The 14,541-nt window shown below is 62.5% G+C and carries 14 protein-coding genes; 3 read left to right on the forward strand and 11 right to left on the reverse strand.

The window, feature by feature from the left end:
• Positions 1–100 precede the first annotated feature (100 nt).
• The 3 genes from MESCI2_RS0100085 to MESCI2_RS0100095 all read left to right on the forward strand — a co-directional run bounded on the left by MESCI2_RS0100085 (position 101) and on the right by MESCI2_RS0100095 (position 1,890).
• Positions 101–1,039 carry a GlxA family transcriptional regulator gene (locus MESCI2_RS0100085; protein WP_348625597.1) on the forward strand — a complete coding sequence of 313 codons (939 nt, stop codon included), beginning with the start codon at positions 101–103 and terminating at the stop codon, positions 1,037–1,039.
• A gap of 72 nt (positions 1,040–1,111) precedes the next feature.
• Positions 1,112–1,402 (forward strand): DUF1778 domain-containing protein, encoded by a 291-nt coding sequence (locus MESCI2_RS0100090; protein WP_027034749.1) that lies wholly within the window; start codon positions 1,112–1,114, stop codon positions 1,400–1,402.
• On the forward strand, positions 1,399–1,890 hold the full coding sequence (locus MESCI2_RS0100095) for a GNAT family N-acetyltransferase (protein WP_027034750.1): 492 nt from the start codon (positions 1,399–1,401) through the stop codon (positions 1,888–1,890). The genes MESCI2_RS0100090 and MESCI2_RS0100095 overlap by 4 nt, the downstream gene beginning before the upstream one ends.
• A gap of 34 nt (positions 1,891–1,924) precedes the next feature.
• On the opposite strand, the gene MESCI2_RS0100100 is transcribed toward MESCI2_RS0100095, so the two are convergent.
• The 11 genes from MESCI2_RS0100100 to MESCI2_RS0100150 form a co-directional block, all read right to left on the reverse strand.
• Positions 1,925–2,266: a peptidase inhibitor family I36 protein gene (locus MESCI2_RS0100100; protein ID WP_027034751.1), complete on the reverse strand. Its 342-nt coding sequence runs from the start codon at positions 2,264–2,266 to the stop codon at positions 1,925–1,927.
• A gap of 166 nt (positions 2,267–2,432) precedes the next feature.
• Complete coding sequence (locus MESCI2_RS0100105; protein ID WP_027034752.1) at positions 2,433–3,281, reverse strand: DUF1194 domain-containing protein; 849 nt, start codon at positions 3,279–3,281, stop codon at positions 2,433–2,435.
• Between the two features lie 94 nt (positions 3,282–3,375).
• The gene (locus MESCI2_RS0100110) at positions 3,376–5,937 is read right to left on the reverse strand and encodes a GcvT family protein (protein ID WP_027034753.1); all 2,562 of its coding nucleotides are present in this window, start codon (positions 5,935–5,937) and stop codon (positions 3,376–3,378) included.
• Positions 5,938–6,091: 154 nt separating this feature from the next.
• Positions 6,092–6,850, reverse strand: a complete 759-nt coding sequence (locus MESCI2_RS0100115; RefSeq protein ID WP_027034754.1) for an FkbM family methyltransferase — start codon at positions 6,848–6,850, stop codon at positions 6,092–6,094.
• Entirely contained in the window at positions 6,847–8,079 is a 1,233-nt protein-coding gene (locus tag MESCI2_RS0100120; protein WP_027034755.1) for a glycosyltransferase 87 family protein, read from the reverse strand. The genes MESCI2_RS0100115 and MESCI2_RS0100120 overlap by 4 nt, the downstream gene beginning before the upstream one ends.
• 21 nt (positions 8,080–8,100) lie before the next feature.
• Positions 8,101–9,531, reverse strand: a complete 1,431-nt coding sequence (locus MESCI2_RS0100125) for an aspartate aminotransferase family protein (RefSeq protein WP_245270233.1) — start codon at positions 9,529–9,531, stop codon at positions 8,101–8,103.
• Positions 9,532–9,635: 104 nt separating this feature from the next.
• Positions 9,636–10,643: an NAD-dependent epimerase/dehydratase family protein gene (locus MESCI2_RS0100130; protein ID WP_027034757.1), complete on the reverse strand. Its 1,008-nt coding sequence runs from the start codon at positions 10,641–10,643 to the stop codon at positions 9,636–9,638.
• On the reverse strand, positions 10,640–11,074 hold the full coding sequence (locus MESCI2_RS0100135; protein ID WP_027034758.1) for an EamA family transporter: 435 nt from the start codon (positions 11,072–11,074) through the stop codon (positions 10,640–10,642). The genes MESCI2_RS0100130 and MESCI2_RS0100135 overlap by 4 nt, the downstream gene beginning before the upstream one ends.
• Positions 11,075–11,198: 124 nt before the next feature.
• Positions 11,199–12,551 carry an FAD-binding oxidoreductase gene (locus tag MESCI2_RS0100140; RefSeq protein ID WP_027034759.1) on the reverse strand — a complete coding sequence of 451 codons (1,353 nt, stop codon included), beginning with the start codon at positions 12,549–12,551 and terminating at the stop codon, positions 11,199–11,201.
• Positions 12,552–12,553: 2 nt separating this feature from the next.
• Complete coding sequence (locus MESCI2_RS0100145; RefSeq protein ID WP_027034760.1) at positions 12,554–13,987, reverse strand: UbiA family prenyltransferase; 1,434 nt, start codon at positions 13,985–13,987, stop codon at positions 12,554–12,556.
• Between the two features lie 206 nt (positions 13,988–14,193).
• Complete coding sequence (locus tag MESCI2_RS0100150) at positions 14,194–14,457, reverse strand: hypothetical protein (RefSeq protein WP_023812335.1); 264 nt, start codon at positions 14,455–14,457, stop codon at positions 14,194–14,196.
• Between the last annotated feature and the right edge of the window lie 84 nt (positions 14,458–14,541).

The raw sequence follows: 14,541 nt of genomic DNA on the forward strand, positions 1-14,541 counted from the left end.
CGACATCCTGTTCGCGTCATGGCTGTGTGAGGTTCCCTTGAACGCCGTAAAGCATCCGATCAAGCGATCGTTTGTATTCTTTCTTATTCCCGATTTCACCATGATCGCTTTTGCGACCGCGCTCGACCCGCTGCGCTCGGCCAATCGCATGCTCGGCTATGAGGCCTATCGCTGGCGCCTCGCCAGCATCGACGGCAAGCCGGTGCGCGCCTCGAACGGGGTCGAATGCGCGGTCAACACGTCGCTCGAGGATGAGCGCAAGAAGATGGCAGGCCCCGACCGACCGAACATGGCCATCGTCTGCAGCGGCATCAATGTCGAGCGTTATCAGAACAAGTCCGCCTTCGCCTGGCTACGCGAGGAATACAATCGCGGCGTCGCCGTCGGCGGCCTGTGCACCGGCGCGCATATCCTCGCCGCCGCCGGCCTGTTGTCCAACAAGCGTTGCGCCATCCACTGGGAGAACCTGCCGGGCTTTTCCGAGGCGTTCCCGAAGGCCAATGTCTTTGCCGACCTCTTCGAGATCGACCAGAACATCTACACCTGCGCCGGCGGCACCGCCGCACTCGACATGATGCTGAAGCTGATCGGCGACGACTTTGACGAGAACCTCGTCAACCGCGTCTGCGAGCAGGTGCTGACCGACCGCGTGCGCAGCCCCACCGACCGCCAGCGCCTGCCGCTGCGCGCCCGCCTCGGCGTCCAGAACTCGAAAGTGCTGACCATCATCGAACTGATGGAGGGCAATCTGTCAGAGCCGCTGTCGCTGATCGAGATCGCCGACCATGTCGACCTGTCGCGTCGTCAGATCGAGCGGCTGTTCCGCACCGAGATGGGGCGCTCCCCCGCCCGCTACTATCTCGAAATCCGGCTCGACCGCGCCCGTCATCTGCTGATCCAGTCATCGATGCCGGTGGTCGAGGTGGCGGTCGCCTGCGGCTTCGTCTCGGCCTCGCATTTCTCCAAATGCTACCGAGAACTCTACGCCCGCTCGCCGCAGCAGGAGCGCGTCGACCGCAAGCAGCTGCTGGCGGCGTGATCCGATACGCCTTAGAGAATTGTCATGACATTGTCTGGCAAAATGTGATATCCTTATGTCGAAAGGTGTCACATGACCACGAGAACGACTCGATCCGAAAAACTGGACTTGCGTCTTACCGTCGAGGCAAAGCGGACGCTCGCGACCGCAGCCGCCGTTGAGCGCCGTTCGCTGAGTGATTTTGTCCTTGAAAGTGCACTTGGGCGCGCCGAGGAAACATTGGCGGACCGACACAGCTTCTCCCTCGACGCAGAAAAATGGGCTGCGTTCATGGCGGCGCTGGATGCCCCCACGCGAGATCTTCCGCGCCTGAAGCGCCTGCTGAGTGAACCGAGCATCTTTTCCGGCCGCGATCCAGCGTGAGCCGGTTTCGTATCGAGAAACTGGCTCGCACGCATCTGGTGGATGTGTTCGATTGCGGCGAGCAGCCGCTCAATAGGTTTCTCGCCAGGTACGCGCTTCAAAACCAGCAAGCAAATGGCTCGCAAACCTATATTGGTCTCTCCGGCGAAGATGTGATCGGCTTCTATACGCTCGTGGTTGGTGAAGTCGCCTATGATGGTGCGCCCGAGCGGTTGACGAAAGGCCTTGCGCGCCATCCGGTTCCGATAATGCTGCTGGCGCGTCTCGCGGTCAGCCTGAACTGGCAGGGCAAAGGCGTTGGCGGCGGAATGCTGCGCGATGCCATCCTGCGCAGCCTGCAGGCGGCTGACATTGCAGGCATCCGCGCGGTGACCGTACATGCCAAGGATCACAACGCCCGCGCCTTTTACGAGCGTTATGGTTTCATTCAATCCCCAACCGACCCGCTACACCTCTATGTGCTTGTAAAGGATTTACGGAACCTTTGAGGCACACGTAACCGGTCTGCGCCGCACCTGAACCTCAGTAGCCGTCGCAGGTGCATTCCGCCGAGGAGATACGGTCGTTCCAGTCACTGCCGCCCAAATTGCGGATCCTGCGCGTGATCTCGATCGAGCGGCCGCCCATCCGAGAATCCTCATAGGCCACGAGCGTGCAGCCGCGGCGAACGATCACCGACGACACACGGTCATTCCAGAACTGGCCGCCACGAAAATTCACGGAGTCCTCGGCACCCATGCCGATGGACCGCCCGCGAAAATTCCCGTTCTCGAACATGATGCAGGCAGCCTGGTTGTATTGGGCGCTGGCGACGTCGGCATACAGCACGGACGCGACTGCGGTCAGAATGGCAAGACGTCTCATCGGTTTTTCCTCGGTTCGGCCGCGCTCCTGGCTGGGTCACGCGGCCTGCCCAGTTTGCCACTGCTTCGGTAGCGGAGGCAAGCCTGGAGCGTAAGCCCGAACAGGTAGGCAGCGGGGCAAGAATGGGAGGCGGTTTGGCCAAAGATCACGCTCAATGGGAAGAGCTTTAGCGGCTGTCGAACATCCAGCTGCGGTTTCGCCACATTTTCTCGCCGACCAGACAGTCGGTGGTGGACCTCTCCTGCGCCAATATCACCGGCGGATGCGCGGCTTCTTCCGCCGCCCATTGCGGCGAGGCCGGACCGGCGAGTTCCAGCACCAGTTTGCGACGGATGGCTTCGGGAAACTGCGTCCAGTCATTGACCGGGATCATGAAGGCTCCGGGACCGCCAATGACGCAGTCGCTGTAGTAGCGATCGAGATTGCTGACGTCGTAGGCACCGGTGAAGCCGCCTCGCGTCATCAGCGGCAGGCCGTTGATGACGATGCCTTGCTTGATCAGCCCGTCGCGGGTCAGGTTGACCGGCGCGCCCTGGTTGTTGGGGCCGTCGCCCGAAATGTCGATGACCCGCTTCGTGCCCCGGTAGCCGCTTTCGGCAAACAGGTCGTTGCCGAACTCCAGCGCTCCGGAGATCGAGGTACGCCGCGCGCTGTTGGGCGGCTGCGCCGACAATTGCGCAACCACGCGCTCGGCGTCGGTGCGGCTGGCGATCACCGTCCACGGCACGATGACGCGCTGCCAGCTGGTGCCGGCCCATTCGACATAGGTGACGGCGATCTTGCCATAAGCGCCATCGGCAATGGCCTGCAGCACATTGTCGTGTGTCAGTGCCGCTGCGTAGCCGTGACGCTGGATCTCGAGTTCGTCCGGAGACATCGACAGCGAGACATCGACGGCCAGCACCAACTCGACATCGACGGGCTCGTCAGCAAGGGACGCCGGCGCCAACCAAAGCGTCAGCGCGAACGCGGCGCAGCCTGAGAGGAAATGTCTTGCGCGGGCAAAAGCAGACATTCCGCAAGGGTAAGCGAAAACCGCGGGCTTAAAAAGAGAAAAGCCCGGCCGACGGCCAGGCTTTTGCCTTCATGCCCTTTGCGCCGGCCAGTGATCAGCTGCGCGGCTTTAAATTCTCCGGGTCGTAGAGCGGCTTGTAGCCGACCGCAGCCACTTCGACGGGATAGGTCTCGCCGAAGTACTCGATCGTGAGCTTGCGGCCTTCCTGGGCGTACGCCCATGGCAGATAGGCAAGACCGATATTCTTACCGATGGTCGGGCCATAGGCCATCGAGGTGGTAAAGGACCGCCTGCCGAGATCGTCGACCAGCGTCTCGCCAGTCTTCGGATCCATCACCGGCATCGTGCCGACCGGATAACGGGCCACGCCCTTCGCATCGACATTCTCGGTCATCACCAGCGTGCACAGTATGGCCGGTTGGTGCTCGCGGGCGCGGTATTCGACATGCCTGGCCTTGCCGCAGAAATCGTTCTCCTTGACCTTGGGGCGAGCGAGATCCGCTTCGAGCAGATTGTACTCGGTCAGAAGGTCGGCGTTCTGCAGGCGCAGGCTCTTTTCCATGCGGCGGGTGTTGGCGTAGGTCTCGACACCGAAAGGCATCACGCCGGTCGAGCGCAAGGCGTCCCAGACGGCCAGGCCGTCCTCGTAGCGCATGTGCAGCTCCCAGCCCTGCTCACCGACATAGGAGATGCGGAAAGCGGTGACGTCCTTGCCACCGATCCTGACAGGCTTGATCGCCGCGAACGGGAAGTTCTCAACAGAGAGCCCGTCCGGATTTTCGACCACCTTCTGCAAGGTCGCCCGGGCGTTCGGCCCCCAGATGCCGATGGTCACATACTTCTCGGTCACGTCGGTGATGGTGACGTCGAAACCTTTGTCCTGCGCCGTGCGGCGCATGTACTGGAAGTCGCGCGGGCCAGCATCCGCGCCGTCGATCAAACGACAGCGGTCGGCCATGCGGATGACGGTAAAGTCGGCGCGCACCATGCCTTCCTCGTCGAGGAAGTGGGTGTAGATGCCCTTGCCGATGTTGTTGTCGCCGCCGATCTTGGCCGCGCACAGCCATTCCAGCAGCGCGACATGGTCGGGACCTTCGATGTCGTACATGGCGAAGTGCGACAGGTTGACGATGCCGCAATCCTCGCTCATGGCGAGGTGCTCGGCATTGGAGACGCGCCAGAAATGGCGGTTGTCCCATTCGTTCTCACGCACCGGCACGCGGTTGCCGTATTTTTCCAAGAGATGCTCGTTGGCGGCATAGCCGTGGGCGCGCTCCCAGCCGCCGAGTTCCATGAAATAACCGCCGAGTTCCTTCTCGCGTTCCCAGAACGGCGAGCGCCTGATGTTGCGGGCCTTGGAGAACGGCTCGCGCGGATGCACCGCCGGATTGTAGACCTTCATCGCCGTCTCGGTGCAGCGATCCCAGATGAACTGCTCCTTGGTCTGGTGCGGATAGAAGCGCGCATAGTCGATAGCGTGATGGTCGATTTCCGTGCGGCCGTCGGTCATCCAGTCGGCGATGAGCTTGCCCATGCCGGGACCATCCTTGACCCAGATGGCGACCGCATACCACAGGCCCCGCACCTTCTGGCTTTCGCCCATGGACGGGCCGCCATCGGCCGTCACCTGAAGAAGCCCATTGAAGGAATGGCTCTCGTTATAGCCGAGTTCGCCCAGGATCGGCGTCAGTTCCATGGCGCGTTCGAGCGGCGCCAGGATTTGTTCCATCTCGAGGTCGCGCTGCGAGGGTGAAAGCCGCGCCTGATCCTTCTCCAGGAGGTCGCGCGGATGGCAAAGGCGCGGATTGGTCTCTTCGTAGTAACCCCATTCGATCTGCCCGCCCTCGGCGGTCTTGGGATCACCGGTGTCGCGCATATAGGCCGAATTGCCCTGGTCGCGCAGCAGCGGCCAGCCGATCTCCTTGCCGGTGCCGGCGAACTCGTTGTAGGGGCCGAAAAAGGTCAGCGGATGGTCGATCGGCATGACCGGCAGGTCCTCGCCCACCATCTCCGCGATCAGCCGGCCCCATATGCCGGCGCAGACGACGACATAGTCGGCCTCGATGGTGCCGCGGTCCGTCACAACGCCTGATATGCGGCCGTCCTTGACGACAAGCGACCTGGCCGATGTGTTGGCGAAGGATTTGAGCTTGCCCGAGGCTTCCGCCTGGTCGACCAGCTTGCCGGCGACAGTCTGCGAGCGCGGGATGACCAGACCGGCATCGGGATCCCAAAGGCCACCCTGCACAATCGCTTCTTCGATGAGCGGAAATTTTTCCTTGATCTCGGCCGGCTCGATCAGGCGGGCGCGCGTGCCAAACGCCTTGGCCGAGGCGATCTTGCGCTTGATCTCTTCCATGCGGCTGTCATCGCCGACGCGCGCGACCTCGAGGCCGCCGATACGCGCGTAATGACCCATCTTCTCGTAGAAATCGATGGAGTAGAGCGTCGTCCAGCACGACAGGAAATCGTGGCTGGTCGTGTAGCAGAAATCGGAGGCATGCGCGGTCGAGCCGATATCGGTCGGGATGCCTGATTTGTCGATGCCGACAATGTCGTCCCAGCCGCGTTCGATCAGATGATGGGCGATCGATGCGCCGACAATACCGCCCAGGCCGACGATGACGACCTTCGCCTTTTTCGGAAACTCTGCCATTGCCCGCGACTCCAAAGTGATAAAGCGGGCGGACTATAGGGCGGAGCGGCAGCACGATTGAAGCCTGTTTGCGACATTGGCAAAAAGCCGAGCGACCAGACGGCAGAATGCTTCACACCGGCGCCTGGGGCGGTTCGCTTTTCGGTGGGCTAACTCAGGCGAAGGCCCAGATGTCCTCGGCCTGGAAACCGACCTGATAGCCTGATGTCTTCAGCTTGACCACGACCTGGCCGATCTCGGCAGCCGGCAGCGCGCCGACCTCGACCTTGATCATGCCGGGACGGTAGCGCTTGAGGTCGAGCTGTTCGAAGACGATCCAATCGGCGCCCTCGCAATCGACGAGAAAGGCGTCGATATGGGTGATGCCGTTGCGGTCGAGCAGCGTCTGCAAGGTCTCGGATGGCACCTCGATGTCCCTGAGATGCGGCGCGAACTTGTTGAAGTTGGCGTCGGCCTCGCCCCAGGCATTCTTGCCCGACATCAGATTGGTGTCGGTGACCGACGAGCAGCCGATGAACTCGATGGGCAGCGTGCCGGCCTCGAGCGCGGCGGCATCGAAGGTGTGGACGGTGATCGTGCCCTTTGTCTTCGTGACCGCCACCGGCTCGATGATGAACCGGCCAGTGTCCGGGTAGTTGGCGCGCAGTCGTTTCTGATTGTACGGGATCGGCTCGACCAGCATCGCGCGTGCGCCGGCAATCCGGTGCAGCCACGGCGTCACATCGTCGAACAGCGCGCCGTCGCAGGCGCCGACATTGACCATCTGGAACGGCCGCCCCGCCCCACCAAACCGCGCCTTCAGCGCTGCCTTGGCCAGGAATTTCGTGCCGCGCAGCGACGGCCCGCGATCGAGAACTCCCTTGGGAAGACCAAGCGACAGGGCAACGCGCGCCAGGCTGGATAGCGAACTCATGACTTGTCTCCGGGAATGATTTGCAAGGCAGCGCGATTCTGGCTGCGGGCCACGGCTGCCCACAACGCCATGAACGGCGTCGCCAGCAGCAGGAATGGCGGGATCAGATGCGGGAAATAGATGCGCGTGTCGTGGATCGGGAAGACGGTGAACTTCGCCAGCGCGCCGAGCACCAGTGCCGCAAAAAGGATGCTGGCGCGGCGATCGAGGCGGAAGCCGGCACGGGCGACAGCAAACCAGCCGGCCAGTGCCAGCACCGACACGCCGACCCAGCTGTTCAGGCTGACGGCGCGCAACAGCGAGGTGGCGAAAGCCCTGAGATAGGCACCCACCGAGAATGGCGGTTCGAACCCGTCCATATTGTAGTGCTGCTCGATGCTGGAGAACCACAGATGCGGCCACCAGCCGGGATGATGCGCCCAGTGCGAGATGGCAAAGTAGGCGATGAAGGACGCGGCAAAGCCAACCAGCGCACCCCATGCTTTCTGCCGGAACACGACCAGCAGGATCGCGAAAATCGCAAGGAAAACAATATTGTCCGGGCGCACCATGAAGGCGAGGAAGAGCAGGATCGCCGTCGCCACCTCGCGGCCGCGGACATAGGCATAAAGCCCGCCCAGCAACAGCGCCGATGTGAGCAGATCCGGCGTTGAGGCGCGCGCCGCATCGCCGAAATCGGCCATGATCAGCACCGCGCCGACCACCGGCGCCAAGGCCAGTGCCCCCTCGGAGCGCAGCCACAGCAGCGCGATCGCGCCGAACAGCAGAACCGAGAACAGTGAGACCAGGCGCATCGCCTCGACCGGCGACATCACCGCGCTCATCGTCGACAGGATCTCGGCATAGAGGAACTTGATCCGGTACATGCCGAGTAATGAATGGAAGTCGGCGGCATTCTCCGCCATGTGGCTGCGGAAGCCGCCGCCATCGTCGGTCAGCGTCTTGTAGTCGCCTGCGGACACGCCCGATTTGACAGTGTTGTAGGCATAGTCATGCAGCGCCTGCGCATCGGGATAGGTGCCTTCCTCCGCTATAGCAAGATAGGGCAGCATGTCCCAGTTGGCGTCGGGCATCACCCATGCGGTGAACGCCGTCAAAAGGATGTAGAGCGCGAAGGCCGCCGCGCCGATGGGTGCCGCCAGCCGCGCATAAGCCCCCTCGCCCCACGCCAGACCGGCCTCGGTGAGCCGGTCGAGTGGGTTTTGTGGAGCGGGCGACTTGGTCAGCATCGTTGTACCCAGCGAACTCGCTTAACGAACCTGGCTTTTGACGAAATCCTTCACGATCGACACGATGCCGCGCGACAGCAGGCTGTCGAAGGCATCGACGAAGCGGTCGACATGCTCGCGCTGGCAGATCAACGGCGGCTCCAGCCGGATGACGTTGCGGTTGTACTCGGTGAAGGCGACCAGCACGTCGTAATCGCGCAGCAGCAGCGCGCCAACGAAGCCCGACAGCGAGCCCTTCAGCTTGTCGTCGAGCACGCTGACGATCGGCCGCAGCACCATCGGCAAGGTCTGCGAGAAGTCGTGGAACTCCAGGCCGACCATAAAACCCTTGCCGCGCACATCCTTGATGATCTTCGGGTACTTTTCCCTGAGCGCCTGCAGGCGCTGCAGCAAATAGTCGCCGGTGACGGCGGCATTGTCGATCAGCCCCTCGTCATAGAGCACGTTGAGCCCCTCGATCGAGGTGACGCAGGCCTCGCCCATGCCGCCGAAGGTCGCCATGGCATGGATCATCGCCGTTTTCGGCGTGCCATAGGCCTTCATGTAAACCTCGCGCCGCGCGATCATGGCTCCCACCGCCGCCTTGCCGGCGCCAAGCGACTTGGCCAGCGCGGTCACATCGGGAATGACGCCGTAATGCTCGAAGGCGTAGAAGCGGCCCGAACGGCCATAGCCGCACTGCACTTCGTCGGCGACCCACAGCACGCCATACTGGTCGCACAGTGCGCGCAGCTTCTGCCAATATTCGGCCGGCGCCTGAATGATGCCGCCACCGCCCTGGATGGTTTCAAGCACGATGACCCCGACCTCCGGGTCGGAGCGGAACAGGCGCTCGACCGCCTCGATGTCGGCGAACGGGATGCGGACCGTGTTTTCGGCCACCTTGAAGTCGGCGCGGTAAAGCTGGCCGTCTGTGATGCCCAGCACGCCCTTGGTCTTGCCGTGGAAGGAATTCTCGGCATAGACGATCTTCGGCCGCTTCGGACCGGCGGCGCGCTCGGCGAGCTTCACCGCCGCTTCCATCGCTTCCGAGCCGGACGAGCCCAAAAATACCATGTCGAGATCGCCGGGCGAGCATTTGGCGATGTTGTGCGCAAGTGCCGCCGCATATTGCGACATGAAGGCGATGGCGATTTCCTGGCGCTTCTCCTCCTGGAATTTCTTGCGTGCTTCCAGGATGCGCGGATGATTGTGGCCAAAGGCCAGCGAACCGAAGCCGCCGAAGAAGTCGAGGATCTTGCGGCCGTTCTGGTCGATGTAGAACATGCCTTCGGCACGCTCGATCTTGATCTTGTGGAAGCCGAGCAGCTTCATGAAGTGCAACTGGCCGGGGTTGAGATGCGCCTTGAACAGGTCGGTCATGCGGGCCACGTCCATCGCCTTGGCCTGCTCGACGCTGATCAAATCGGGCTTGGCGATGGTGGCGGGCGACAGCGACGGCGCGCTGACCATGGTGCGCAAATTGGTCTGCTCTGGCTTGGCCATGACGGTCATTTCAATCTCCTGTCTGCACGCACGACCAGGGTCGAGCGCAACGAAAGCTGTTTTGCGAGCCGCTATTCGGCGGGCACATGTTTGGTGGCGACTGCGTGACCGGCTTTCTTTGCGCGGTACTCGCTGTAGGCGGCGATCAGCATGTCCTCGTCGCGATATTGCGGCACCCAGCCGAGCTGGCGCCCGGCCTTGGACACGTCGAGCACGCAGTCCTCGTCGGCGATCAGATACTGCTCCGGGTCCATGATCGGCATGTTCAAGAGGTCGAGCAGGTCCAGCGTGCGCTTGACCGCCCAGCCCGGTGTCGGGATCAGGATCGACTTCGAGCCGGCGTGCCTGATCAGGTCGCCGAGCAATTTCTTCACCGGTGGCGGGTTGAGCGAGCCGAGGTTGTAGGCCTCGTTTGGCACACCGGCCTTCCAGGCCGCGCGCGCGGCCTCGGCGCAGTCGAACACCGAGATGAACTGATAAGGATTCCTGCCCGAACCGATCATCGGCACGGGAAGGTTCCAGTCGATCAGCTTGAACAGTTTTTCCAGAATGCCGAGCCGGCCTGGGCCGATGATCAGGCGCGGGCGAAACAGCGAGATCGACATGCCGCGCTTGCGCCATTCGGCGGCGAGCTCCTCTGTCTTCTGCTTCGACCAGCCATATTCGCCCAGCGGCGCCACCGGGTGCTCCTCGGTCATCGGCTGCATGACCGTGTGGCCGTAGATCATGTCGGTCGTGTAGTGGACGAGTTTTGACGCACCGGCTCCGTCCATGGCCTGCATGATGTGCTCGGTGCCATGGAAATTCACAGGGAAGAAGAAATCGTGCCGCTTGGCCCGCACCTGGATCGGCGACAGCATCTTGGCCGACAAATTGTAGACCATATCATCGGCCTTCAGCCCAACCGCCGCGACCGAGGTCGGATCGGTGACGTCGCACTGGATAAAGCGGACGGTGCGGTAGTGCGGCAGGTCGCTCTTGACGATGTCGGCGACGACAACCTCTTCACCATCGGCGACAAGCTTCGGGGCAAGATGGCGGCCGACGAAACCGTCGCCGCCGAAAATCACATGTCTCATCGAACGATCTCGTTTGCTTGGATCTTGTCGGGCGCGATGGAAGCGGTCTGGTCCTCATGCCCTCGCCCACTTTGCGCGATCAGCACCGTGCCGACGCAGATGAAGGCGATGCCGGCGATCCGCCAGCCATTGAGGTCCTCGCGGAAGACGAAATAAGCGAAGATGGCGACGGCAACATAGGCGAGGCTGAGGAACGGATAAGCGAAGGAGAGCTCGACCTTGGACAGCACATAGAGATGCGACGCCATCGAGATGACGAAGGTACACAGGCCAAGGAACACCCAGGGGCTAAAGACGATCTGCAGCAGCTTGACGAGCGGATTGACGCCCTCGAACGAGATCGGTCCGAGCGACATCATGCCTTGCTTCAGCATCAGCTGCGCGGCGGCATTGGTCATGACGGTAAAGAGAATGAAGACGATGTATTTCATGTGTTCCAAGCCGCCCCTTCGCGCTTCCTATTACAAACCCGCAAACATTTGGTGAAGTCCCAACAATATTTTGAGTGAATTGCGTTATTAATCATCAATTGACCAAGAATTATTCGAATTTTATCTATTCGGCCGCCTCGACCGAGCCTCGTCTCGCATCCAATCTCTTCGCAGTGCGCGCCCAGAAGTCAGACATGAAGGCGTGGTCTCGGAGCGCTTCCAGCCGCTGCCATTCGGGAAAGGACGAAGCGAAGATTTCGGCCCCCATGCGAGCGTCCTTGTACGGATTGACCGCGCCGCCGGCCTCGACCGTGATGCGGTCGAGTTCCCGCAGCAGTGTCAGCGTCGCGGCGCCCCTGTTGGGGAAATCCAGTGTCAGCGTGTAGCCGGGACGCGGAAACGACAGCAGCGCCGGCGAGCGGATGGAGCCAAAGCGTTTCAGCACCGTGAGGAACGAGCCCTGCCCGGCTTGCCTTGCAGCCGCCAGCAATGCCGGCACGGCCTCGCGCGCCGTCTCTTCCGGCACCACGCTCTGGTGCTGGAAGAGCCCTTTCGGCCCATAAAGCCGGTTCCAGTCGCGCACGCCGTCAAGTGGAAAGAAGAAGCCCTGATATCCGGCCTGGCGCGGCACCGTTGCTCGGCTCTTCCTCCACCTGTAGGCAGCGTTGAAGGCGGTCAGGAACGGCCGGTTGAGCACATTGAACGGCGGCTGCACCGGTACCGAAAAATTGCCGCCGACGCACGAGGCGGCATGCGAGCCGTGCTCGGCGTGATTGCCCGACAGCAGCAGGCCGCGACCGCTGTTGCGGCCGCCGGCGAGCTGGTCGATCCAGGCGACCGCATATTCGTTGGCCTGATCGGCCGCCTCGGCCAGGTCGAAGAATTCGCAGAGATCACGAAACGGCGTCGCCTTTTCGACGATGTCGAGGGAATGCACCCGCATCAACCGGATCGAGGCCGACAGGATGAGGCCGGTCAGCCCCATGCCGCCGATCGTTGCCGCAAACAGCCGCGTATTGTCTGTCGCCGAGCAGCGGTGGGTCTTGCCGTCGGACCTGAGCAGCGTGAAGCTCTCGACATGGCAGCCGAAGGTGCCGCGCCGATGATGGTTCTTGCCATGCACGTCATTGGCGATGGCCCCGCCGAGCGTGACGAATTGCGTGCCTGGAACCACCGCCGGAAAGAAACCGTAAGGGGCGGCGTGGGCGATGATGTCGGACAAGAGCACGCCGGCATCCGCCTCGAGAACACCGGTTTCGGCGTTGAAGGCGTGGATCCGGTTCAGCGACCGCATATCGACGACCGCTCCGGCCTCGTTCTGGCAGGAATCGCCGTAGGAGCGGCCATTGCCATAGGCAAGCAGCGACGCCGGCTTGGCCTGACCGCCCTTCAGCAGCGCGATCGCCTCATCGGCACCGATGGCGCGCGGCGCCGGTGGTGTGGCAAGGCCAAAGCTTGGGAAGCGTCCGGCGGCCATGCCTACCAGCCCCCGATGACCAGCATCACCGCGCCGATCAGCACCACGATCTGGCTGCGCCAGTCGCGGATGATGAAGACGACCGGATCGTCATGCATCTCGTTGCGGCGCGCCAGGATCCAGACGCGCATGGTGAGATAAAGCACGATCGGCGCCAGCGGCCAGATCAGCCATGGGTGCGGATAGAGTTCCCGCACCGCGACACTGTCCATGTAGAGCGCCAGCACCAGCGCCGAGGAGAAGGCAGAGGCCATGCCGGCCTGGGCGACGATCTCCTGGTCTTCGGTGCGATAGCCGCGACCGGCAATGCGCTCGCCGGGGGGAATGGCGGTGGTGCGCAATTCGACAAAGCGCTTCACCAGCGCCAGCGACAGGAAGAAGAAGATAGAGAAAGCCAGCAGCCAGAACGAGACGTCGACGCCGGTCGCCGCCGCACCGGCCAGGACGCGGATCGTGTAGAGGCCGGCGAGCGTCAGCACATCGACCAGCAGCATGCGCTTGAACGACAGCGAATAGGCAGTGGTGACGACCATGTAACCGCCGAGCACAGCCATGAATTCGGGCGACAGGAACAGCCCGGCGCCGATGCCGATCGCCAGAAGCACCGCGATCGCGCCAAGTCCGAACGGGATCGACAGCGCACCGCTGGCGAACGGCCTGTTGCGCTTGGTGAGGTGTTTGCGGTCGAGCGCGAGGTCGAAGAAATCGTTGAGGATGTAGATGGCCGATGCCACCGCGCTGAACGAGACGAATGCCAGCAGGCATTCCCAGATCATGTCGGTGTTGAAATATTCATGCGAGAGCACCATCGGCACGGCGATCAGCGAATTCTTCAGCCACTGATGCACGCGCAGCATCTTGACGATGGTCCGCAAAGTCGGCTTCGGCACCGGCACCGTCTCGGCGCCATGGGCCGCCTGCCAGCGCGCGGCATGGCGGTCGGGCGCGACGACGATCGCGTTGCGCGCGGCATCGAAGACCTGGAGGTCATGGCGGCTGTTGCCGGCATAGTCGAAACCGCCATCACCATAGGCTGCGATCAGCGAGGCGCGCTTCCTGCCCGAGGTGAGATTGGCGAGACCATCGGTAGCCAGCACCTGGTCGAAAATGCCGAGATGGGACGCGATGGCGTCGGCGAACTTGCGCGGCGTACCGGTCGCCAGCACGATCTTGCGGCCTTCGGCGTGCTCGGTCCGGAGGCGGCAAAGCAGCACCTCGCGATAGGGCAGCGATGCCGGATCGATGTCGATGCGCTGCGCGATCGCCTGCTTCAGCCGCGCCGGCCCGCCGGCGGCCCAGAAAGGCACGAGGAAGATATAGAGCGGGTTCTTCTTGAGAAGGATGAACAACCCTTCCCACAACAGGTCGGTCGCGATCAGCGTGCCGTCGAGATCGACCGCAAGCGGTATTGCGTTCCTGTCCGACCGCGCATCCATGTCCGTCCTGCCCTGCCCGCGTAGAGTGGCGCGCCGCTTTTCGGCGTCTTGAGGCTGGTATAGCGGGCGATGGCGTAGCGAACGTTAAAACGCACGGTTGCAGACGGCTGCCACGGCGGTATTTCCGGCGTCATTGTTAAACAACTGATACCGGAAACGATAAAAGGCCGGGCAAATGCCCGGCCTCTACAATCGTGACGCCTGGATTACTTGATGCGGGCGACACCGCCCGAGATCTCGACGGTTTCCGAACCGGTCAGGGCTTCGAGGTCGCCATTGGGCAAGGTGACGAAGCAGCCATTCGGGCAGAACTCAACCGTTTCGCCACCGGCCAACGCAAGGTCGGTCTTGCTGCCGCCCTCCGTCACGACCAGCGTGCGGGTCTCGGCATCCTTGTTGACCGCGCTCGCGGCATGGACCGAGCCGATGGCGGCGACCAGGGCGACGGCAGCGACGAGAGACTTCCACATGGTGCAATATCGGTGTTCCCACCGCCTCTGTTGCATTTCGCAAGGCATTTTCGCCTTTGCATGGAGCTTATATGAGATGGAAGC

The organism is Mesorhizobium ciceri WSM4083, from assembly GCF_000519305.1.
Lineage (GTDB): Bacteria > Pseudomonadota > Alphaproteobacteria > Rhizobiales > Rhizobiaceae > Mesorhizobium > Mesorhizobium ciceri_B.